At 33.9% G+C, this 8,043-nt stretch carries 8 protein-coding genes; 5 read left to right on the top strand and 3 right to left on the bottom strand.

Annotation, left to right across the window (positions count from 1 at the left end; genetic code table 11):
- The first annotated feature begins 57 nt into the window (after positions 1-57).
- Entirely contained in the window at positions 58-2,508 is a 2,451-nt protein-coding gene (gene pheT, locus AACY61_RS05300; RefSeq protein ID WP_339610545.1) for a phenylalanine--tRNA ligase subunit beta, read from the top strand.
- Between the two features lie 54 nt (positions 2,509-2,562).
- Here pheT and AACY61_RS05295 read toward each other — a convergent pair whose 3' ends face one another.
- Together AACY61_RS05295 and AACY61_RS05290 are read right to left on the bottom strand one after the other, a co-directional pair.
- Entirely contained in the window at positions 2,563-3,135 is a 573-nt protein-coding gene (locus AACY61_RS05295) for a fasciclin domain-containing protein (protein ID WP_339610544.1), read from the bottom strand.
- Between the two features lie 216 nt (positions 3,136-3,351).
- Positions 3,352-3,948: a fasciclin domain-containing protein gene (locus AACY61_RS05290; RefSeq protein ID WP_339610543.1), complete on the bottom strand. Its 597-nt coding sequence runs from the start codon at positions 3,946-3,948 to the stop codon at positions 3,352-3,354.
- 201 nt (positions 3,949-4,149) lie between these two features.
- Between AACY61_RS05290 and AACY61_RS05285 the strand changes: the two genes are divergently transcribed.
- From AACY61_RS05285 to AACY61_RS05275, 3 genes are all read left to right on the top strand, one after another.
- A complete protein-coding gene (locus tag AACY61_RS05285) occupies positions 4,150-4,386 on the top strand; it encodes a DUF2007 domain-containing protein (protein ID WP_339610542.1) in 237 nt (78 codons plus the stop codon).
- 112 nt (positions 4,387-4,498) lie between these two features.
- A complete protein-coding gene (locus AACY61_RS05280) occupies positions 4,499-4,642 on the top strand; it encodes a hypothetical protein (protein WP_339610541.1) in 144 nt (47 codons plus the stop codon).
- Positions 4,643-4,790: 148 nt separating this feature from the next.
- Positions 4,791-4,883, top strand: coding sequence for a DUF2892 domain-containing protein (locus AACY61_RS05275; RefSeq protein WP_339610540.1), 93 nt, complete (start codon positions 4,791-4,793; stop codon positions 4,881-4,883).
- On the opposite strand, the gene AACY61_RS05270 is transcribed toward AACY61_RS05275, so the two are convergent.
- Complete coding sequence (locus AACY61_RS05270; RefSeq protein WP_339610539.1) at positions 4,880-6,499, bottom strand: ATP-binding cassette domain-containing protein; 1,620 nt, start codon at positions 6,497-6,499, stop codon at positions 4,880-4,882. The two genes, AACY61_RS05275 and AACY61_RS05270, sit on opposite strands and share 4 nt — an antisense overlap.
- Positions 6,500-6,651: 152 nt before the next feature.
- Between AACY61_RS05270 and AACY61_RS05265 the strand changes: the two genes are divergently transcribed.
- On the top strand, positions 6,652-8,037 hold the full coding sequence (locus tag AACY61_RS05265) for a hypothetical protein (protein ID WP_339610538.1): 1,386 nt from the start codon (positions 6,652-6,654) through the stop codon (positions 8,035-8,037).
- The last annotated feature ends 6 nt before the right edge of the window (positions 8,038-8,043 follow it).

Raw genomic sequence — 8,043 nt, 5'->3', positions numbered from 1 at the left:
TACAATCTATAGGTATCACTTAATTTTCAAAATAAGAATGCTAAGAAAATCCTATCTTTGCCCACTGAAAAAATTATTGCAATGAAAATTTCTTACAACTGGCTTAAACAGTTTATTAATCTTGATTGGAGTGCCGAAAAAACAGCCACACTTTTAACAGACCTAGGCCTTGAAGTTGAAGGAATAGCCACTTTTGAATCTATTAAAGGAGGGCTTAAAGGGATTGTAGTGGGTGAAGTTCTTTCCTGTGAAAAACACCCCAATGCCGATAGACTTAAAGTAACTACGGTCAATATTGGAAAAGATACACCCTTACAAATAGTATGCGGAGCACCCAATGTTGATGCCGGTCAAAAAGTGCCTGTAGCTACTATTGGAACAACCCTTTTTACTCCTGAAGGTGAAGCTTTGGAAATTAAAAAAGGGAAAATAAGAGGCATGGCCAGTGAAGGAATGATTTGCGCAGAAGTTGAAATGGGACTCGGAGAAAGTCATGACGGAATTATGATACTCGATGCAGCTTCCAAGCCCGGAACACCATTGTCAAAAATATTTGAAATTGAAACTGATGAAGTTTTTGAAATTGGACTGACCCCCAACCGTGCCGATGCAATGAGCCACTGGGGTACAGCAAGAGACCTGAGATCCGGACTCCTACAGCAAGGAACACAACTGGAATTCATCACACCTTCAAATGTCAATTTCAGGGTTGATAATCGCACCCATAAAATCAATGTAGAAGTATTAAACAAAGAGCTGGCACCCAGATACTGCGGTCTAACTATTTCTGAAATCAAAGTGGGTGAATCACCTCAATGGATTCAGAACAGACTAAAAGCCATTGGGCTGAAACCTAAAAACAACATTGTTGATATCACAAATTATGTAATGCATGAATTGGGACAGCCGCTACACGCATTTGACAGCGGAAAAATTTCAGGAGGAAAAATTGAAGTCAAAAAACTTGCTGCCGGAACAAAATTTGTAACACTGGATGAAGTTGAAAGAACACTCCATGAAGAAGACCTGATGATTTGTGATTCAGAAAAACCGCTGTGTATAGCCGGCGTTTTTGGAGGCATAGAAAGTGGAGTCACACTAAATACTACCAGTATTTTTCTCGAAAGTGCTTATTTCAACCCGGTGAGCATCAGAAAAACAGCCAAAAGACACGGTCTGAATACTGACGCTTCATTTAGATTTGAAAGAGGAATTGATCCAAATATCACAGAATATGCTTTAATGAGAGCTGCCATTCTAATTAAAGAAATTGCCGGCGGAATGATTACTAGCGATGTTGTAGATCTATACCCAAAAAAAATTGAAGATTTTCAAGTGTTTCTTTCTTTTGATAAAACAGCCCAGTTGATAGGTGAAGAATTGCCAAAAGAAACCATTAAAAACATCCTGACTTCACTTGAAATCAAAATAAACAATGTAACAGAATCAGGCTTGGGACTCACAATTCCTGCATACAGAAATGATGTTACCAGAGAGGCAGATGTTGTAGAAGAAATTTTACGCGTATATGGATACAACAATATTAATTTTACCGAAAAACTGAATGCTTCCATTTCAAAAACTGCAACCATTGAAGATTATCAGGTTCAAAATAAGATAGCATCTCAACTCAATGGACAAGGATTTTATGAAATGATGGCCAACTCACTCACTGCATCAAGACATTCAAAGCAAAAAGATGTGGTAGATGAAGAATCAACTGTCAAGATGCTTAACCCTCTAAGCCATGAGCTATCAGTGTTACGCCAGCATATGCTTATTTCTGCTCTCGAAGCAGTTGCTTATAACATCAACCGTAAGAGACAAGACCTTAAGCTATTTGAATTTGGAAAAACGTACCATAAAAACCAAGACAAATACATTGAAAATAAACACCTCACCCTTACCATTTGTGGTAATCTCGATACTACACACTGGAACACACCGGAAAGAAAAAGTAACTTTTTCTTCTTAAAGGGTTCTGTAGAATCTGTACTCAACCGTTTAGCGATAAAATTCAAATCCAACCCATCACTTGAAAGCTCAATTTTCAGTGAAGGACTCTCTTATGAATACAATGGAAAAATACTTGTTTCATTTGGAGTGATAAAAAAATCAATCGCTAAACATTTTGATATTGAAACTGAAGTACTGTATGCTGATTTCAACTGGGACTTTGTTTTAAAACAAATTGAAAACAATAAAATACAACTTAGAGAAATTTCAAGATTCCCTGAAGTAATAAGAGATTTTGCTTTGTTAATTGACAATGCAGTTACATTTGAAAGCATTTATACCATTGCATTTGCAGAAGAGAAAAAGCTTTTAAAAGATGTACGCCTGTTTGATGTTTATCTGGGTAAAAATCTTCCTGAAGGAAAAAAATCATATGCCGTGAGTTTTATTTTCAGAGACGATAAAAAAACACTTACAGACAAACAAATTGACAAAGTGATGAATAAATTTCAACAGCAGTTTGAAAAACAACTGGGTGCTGAATTAAGATAATAAAAAAAACGCTTTCTAATCGAAAGCGTTTTTTTCATAGCATTCAATTCTACCTTACATTTTAGGTAATACCACAGTATCAATTACGTGGATAACCCCGTTGGATTGATTTACATCTGCGATTGTCACAAAAGCTGTTCGGCCATTCTCATCAATTAACTGAACTTTACCATCCATGAGTTTAGCCATAAGCTTTCCACCGGAAACAGTTTCAAAAGTTGCAGTTCCATTTGATTTTTTAATTGCACCAACAACATCTGCAGCACTAAATTTTCCGGCTATTACGTGATAAGTCAAAACACCTTGTAAGGCGGCTTTGTTTTCAGGTTTTAGCAAGTTTGCCACAGTTCCGTCAGGCAATGACTCAAAAGCATCGTTCACAGGAGCAAAAACTGTAAATGGTCCTGCTGACTGTAGCGTTTCCACTAGGTCTGCAGCTTGCACAGCAGCAACCAAAGTTGTGTGATCTTTAGAGTTTACAGCATTTTCAACAATGTTTTTGGAAGGGTACATTGCTGCACCACCAACCATTTTAGTGTCTTTACTACTTTTTTGAGCAAAAACCGATGTACCTACAATTAATGTAATTGTCAATACACATACACTTAAAAAATTTTTCTTTTTCATAATAATTTTGTTTAATTGATTTTAATGTTACTTACTTTATAAACGAAAATTAAATGGATGCGGTTTTATTTCTTGTGTAGATTTTAATAAAAAGCATCAGTAATTTTAATTTATTGTTTAAATATATGTATAATTCATTAAACAAAATATGTGTTAGGAATCAATTAGCATTACTTTAACTGTAAATTAACCTATTTAAAAAGAAAGGTTTATGCTTTAATTTTGGGATTTGGAAAGTGCAAGGCCACTTGACAAGTGGAAAAATCCCTTACTGTGGTGAAAATTGGTTTGAAGTAATTTATTTTTTATTCCCTGCTCTGATAAAAGATATACAGATGAGTTTTCATATGTAACAAGAAGGTTTTTAAGATTAAGAGTCCTGAATTTTGCACTCCCATTCCCACTTTCAATAGCTTTTAATAGCGCATGTTTGTCAACTCTTCCGGGAATTACATAATTTGAAACTAGGGTTTTTAATTGCTCCAGGTTACTCAACACCAAAAATTCATCAAGCTCTTCATCTGTCATATGTGAAAAAGCACTATTTGGAACTACAAATACTGTAACCATTTCTTCGTCTTTTATCAAATTTTCAAAATCTACCAATTCTAACATTTTTGAATAAATCGAAAAATTATCTATTTTGGAAAGGTTTTCTATAAGTGAAAGATTGGAGTAAACGGGTTTACCTTCCAATTCTTTTTCAATCACAGATTGAGTAGACTTTTCATATTTATTCTGGCCATAAACAGTCACGGTTGCAAAAAAACAATATAAAATGACTTGTTGAAGAAGAAAACGATGTGAGTTCATTGAAAAATTTTAAACAATTCTTAGCAAATATACCAAGAGATGTTATAACGTTCAATTTATTTTAATGTTTTAATTGCCTTTAAATATGTTAAATAGTTTCAAAAGGGCAGGCACAAAGTCAAACTTTTATTGTATTTTTAGTAAAACATAAATTTTTATTTTTCAACTATCAAATTGAACTGCACTTTTTATAATAAATAAATGGAAGAAGAAGACTATAAAAGAATTTACACAGGACCAACAGTAATCATCAAGATGCTGCAAAGCAGACTTGAAGAAGTTAATATTTATCCCATAGTAAAAGACAACCTCTCAAGTGGAACCTGGGGAGGTTTTGGAGGTGTCCCGGGATTAATTCAACTTTTCGTTCATCAGGATGAATATGAAAAAGCCAAACTAATTGTCGATGATGCATTAAAAAACATAAATCAAGATTGATTTATGTTTTACTTTTCACCGAACAATTTAAAGCTCACAAACTGTTTTTTTTAGTATATTAGTAGCTGATTAACAGAGAAGTCCATGCAAAATGAATTTTAAATCATTTTATGTGATAGGAGTTGTCGCAATCACTGTTGCTATCTTAATTTTTCTAATATTAAGGCTTTTTGATTTTGATGACAACACTGTAATTATTGGTGGAATTATTGGAGCTCTCATTGGTGCTGTTATTGGTTCTAAATTAAAATATTGAAAACTTAAACTATATAAACCTATAACCTTTTGATTTGAAAAAAAATAAGGGCATCGCAGACCGATTGATACGTATAACAATCGCTGCAATTATTGTTTACTTATTTTACACCAATCAATTTGAAGGCGCTCTTTGAATAGTCTTAATTGTGCTTTCACTGGTTTTTGTAATTACAAGCTTTATTAGTTTTTGTCCACTTTACACTTTATTGGGTATTAAAACCTGTAAAAACAATAGTTAACTACCATACATCTTTTTTCTTAATTCCTTAATTTTAGAGTCTTCCATATATTCATCAAAGGTCGTGTACCGATCAATGACTCCACTTGGGGTAAGTTCTACTACACGATTTCCAACCGATTGTGCAAATTCATGATCATGTGTGGTGAACAACACAGTACCTTTAAAATTTTTAAGCGAATTGTTAAAGGCAGTAATTGATTCCAGATCCAGGTGGTTCGTAGGTTCATCAAACATTAGCACATTCGCTCTCATCATCATCATTCTGCTTAGCATACATCTCACTTTTTCTCCACCTGAAAGCACATTGGAAGTTTTCAATGCTTCCTCTCCACTAAAAATCATTTTACCCAAAAACCCTCTTATATATACTTCCTCACGTTCTTCTTCGGTTTTGGCCCATTGTCGCAACCAGTCTACCAATGTAAGTTTGTTGTCAAAAAATGCTGAGTTATCAAGTGGCAAATAGCTTTGAGAAGTAGTAACACCCCATTCAAACTTTCCGGTATCGGGTTTTAGTTTATGATTCAAAATTTCATAAAAAGCAGTTGTTGCCCTGGAATCTTTTGAGTAAACAACAACTTTATCTCCTTTAGCAAGATTGATATAAGCATCCTTAAACAAGGTGTCGCCATCTAATGTAGCACTGAGATTTTCAATATTTAATATTTGATCGCCGGCTTCCCGCTCTCTTTCAAAAATAATGGCCGGATATCTTCTGCTGGAAGGTTTTATTTCTTCTATATTCAGCTTTTCTATCATTTTTTTTCGGGAGGTGGCCTGCTTTGACTTGGCTACGTTTGCACTAAATCGCTGAATAAACTCTTGCAATTCTTTTTTCTTCTCTTCGGCTTTTTTGTTTTGTTGCGATCGTTGTCTTGCAGCTAGCTGACTTGATTCATACCAAAACGTATAGTTTCCGCTGTAGTGATTTATTTTACCAAAATCAATATCGCTTATGTGTGTACAAACTGAATCTAAAAAATGGCGGTCGTGAGAAACAACAATAACACAATTTTCATAATTTGCAATAAAACTTTCCAACCAAGTGATAGTTTCATAATCCAGGTCGTTTGTAGGCTCATCCATAATCAAAACATCCGGGTTTCCAAAAAGTGCTTGAGCCAATAAAACTCTTACCTTTTGTTTTCCATCAAGATCCTTCATAAGCGAGTAATGCAGACTTTCAGCGATTCCAAGATTAGAGAGTAAAGCAGCAGCTTCACTGTCTGCATTCCATCCGTTCATTTCTTCAAATTTCACCTGCAATTCACCAATTCGTTCTGCATTTTCATCTGAATAGTCTTCATATAAGTCATCAATTTCTTTTTTGATTTCAAAAAGCTCCTTATTTCCTCTTACAACTGTTTCCAAAACTGGAAATTCGTCATAAGCATTGTGGTTTTGTTCCAAAACTGACATTCGTTTTCCCGGTTCAAGGTACACCCTCCCTGAGGTTGGGTCTTCTTTACCGGAAAGAATGCGAAGAAAAGTTGATTTACCTGAACCGTTAGCTCCAATGATCCCATAACAGTTCCCCTGCGTAAAAGTCGTGCTTACTTCGTCAAACAAGACTCTTTTTCCAAACTGAACTGATAAATTTGAAACTGATAACATATGCTTATTTTTAAATTGGGCGCAAAATTAACCAAATAGTTGCTCAAAGAGAAATATTAACGTTTTAATTATCGTTTTAACTCACAATTAACAGCGCTTTAGAACTCCAAACTTTACATTTGTTAGCGTAATCTTTACTTTCGCTTTTGTAAATGAAATTTAATCTACTTGCAATTTGTATTATTTTTTCAATTTTAGCTTGTAAAAATGATGCTGACAAAAAGGAAACAGGAGCTTGGTTTGGCGGTGAAATAATTAATCCTAATTCTCCCTATATTATTCTTACCAAAAATGAAAATGTGCTGGATACAATTCCTCTGGATTCAGAAAATCGATTTTTACATTACCTGGAAAACGTAGAAAAAGGAATTTACAGCTTCATTCACAATGAATATCAAATTTTATACTTAGAACCCGGGGATAGCTTGATGGTGCGCGTAAATACAGTTGAATTTGATGAATCTCTTGCATTTACTGGAAAAGGCGCTGAACGAAACAATTTTTTGATTAATATGTTTCTTTACAACGAAACAGAAAATCAAAAAATGAGTCCCTTTTATAAACTTCCTGTAAATGAGTTTTTGACTAAACTCGATTCCATGAGGGAGCTAAGACATAAAAACCTCAATAAGTTTATTAAGAAAAATAAACCTTGTAAATCATTTAATGAAATAGCTGAAGCCAATATTGATTATGACTATTTTACTAAACGTGAAATTTATCCGTATGCGTTTTATGGCAGTGCGTTTATTGAAAATGAAAAATTACCTGAAAATTATTATAATTTCAGGGATGAAATTGATTATAACAATGAAAATTTACTTTCTTATTATACTTATTACAGGTTTTTATTGCGTCATTTTGACTATTTAGCCCATAACATAAATGAGATTGACAATCCGTTAATAAGAGAATCTGTTCACCATGTATTAGAAAAACTGAACGCTATAGACTCTCTGGTTAATTCACCTCCCATCAAAAACAGCTTATTGAGAACCTCCATAAGGTCATATATAATAAGATGTAAAAACCCCGAAGATGAAAAAATGGCTTTAGATCGCTTTTATGCGCTGTCAAGCAATGAAAATCATAAAGCCGAAATTAAAAAAATATCTGAAGCTTCACTTAAACTTATGCCGGGAAATAAAATACCAAACCTTGCATTATTTGATTTTAATGACAAAGAAGTGAGTCTCAATGCTGTATTAAAAGAGCCCTCTATCATCTATTTTTGGTCAGTGAATTCTGTAAATCATTATAAAAATGTACACTCTAAAGTTGATGAACTCAAATTAAAGTACCCTGAATTTAATTTTATTGCAATCAACACCAACGACAATAAAAAACTATGGCAACAAATCATCAACAGACAAGGTTTTGAAAAAAACTTTGAATTCCGTTTTGTAAATCCTCAGCAAGCTATGGATGAACTTGTGGTAAATACAATTAGTAAAGTTATGATTGTTGATGCAGACGGAGTGATTATTGACAACCACACCAACCTGTTCGGTTCAGCTTTTGAGTGTACATTTTTATAATGATTT

This window comes from uncultured Planktosalinus sp., assembly GCF_963973675.1.
Taxonomy (GTDB): domain Bacteria; phylum Bacteroidota; class Bacteroidia; order Flavobacteriales; family Flavobacteriaceae; genus Planktosalinus.
This window is presented reverse-complemented; position numbering and strand designations above follow the sequence as displayed.

Bases quoted from the DNA above. Each gene is read 5' to 3' on its own strand.
- AACY61_RS05270 (WP_339610539.1), bottom strand. From the start codon at position 6,499: ATGTTATCAGTTTCAAATTTATCAGTTCAGTTTGGAAAAAGAGTCTTG.
- AACY61_RS05265 (WP_339610538.1), top strand. From the start codon at position 6,652: ATGAAATTTAATCTACTTGCAATTTGTATTATTTTTTCAATTTTAGCT.
- AACY61_RS05295 (WP_339610544.1), bottom strand. From the start codon at position 3,135: ATGAAAAAGAAAAATTTTTTAAGTGTATGTGTATTGACAATTACATTA.
- AACY61_RS05290 (WP_339610543.1), bottom strand. From the start codon at position 3,948: ATGAACTCACATCGTTTTCTTCTTCAACAAGTCATTTTATATTGTTTT.
- AACY61_RS05285 (WP_339610542.1), top strand. From the start codon at position 4,150: ATGGAAGAAGAAGACTATAAAAGAATTTACACAGGACCAACAGTAATC.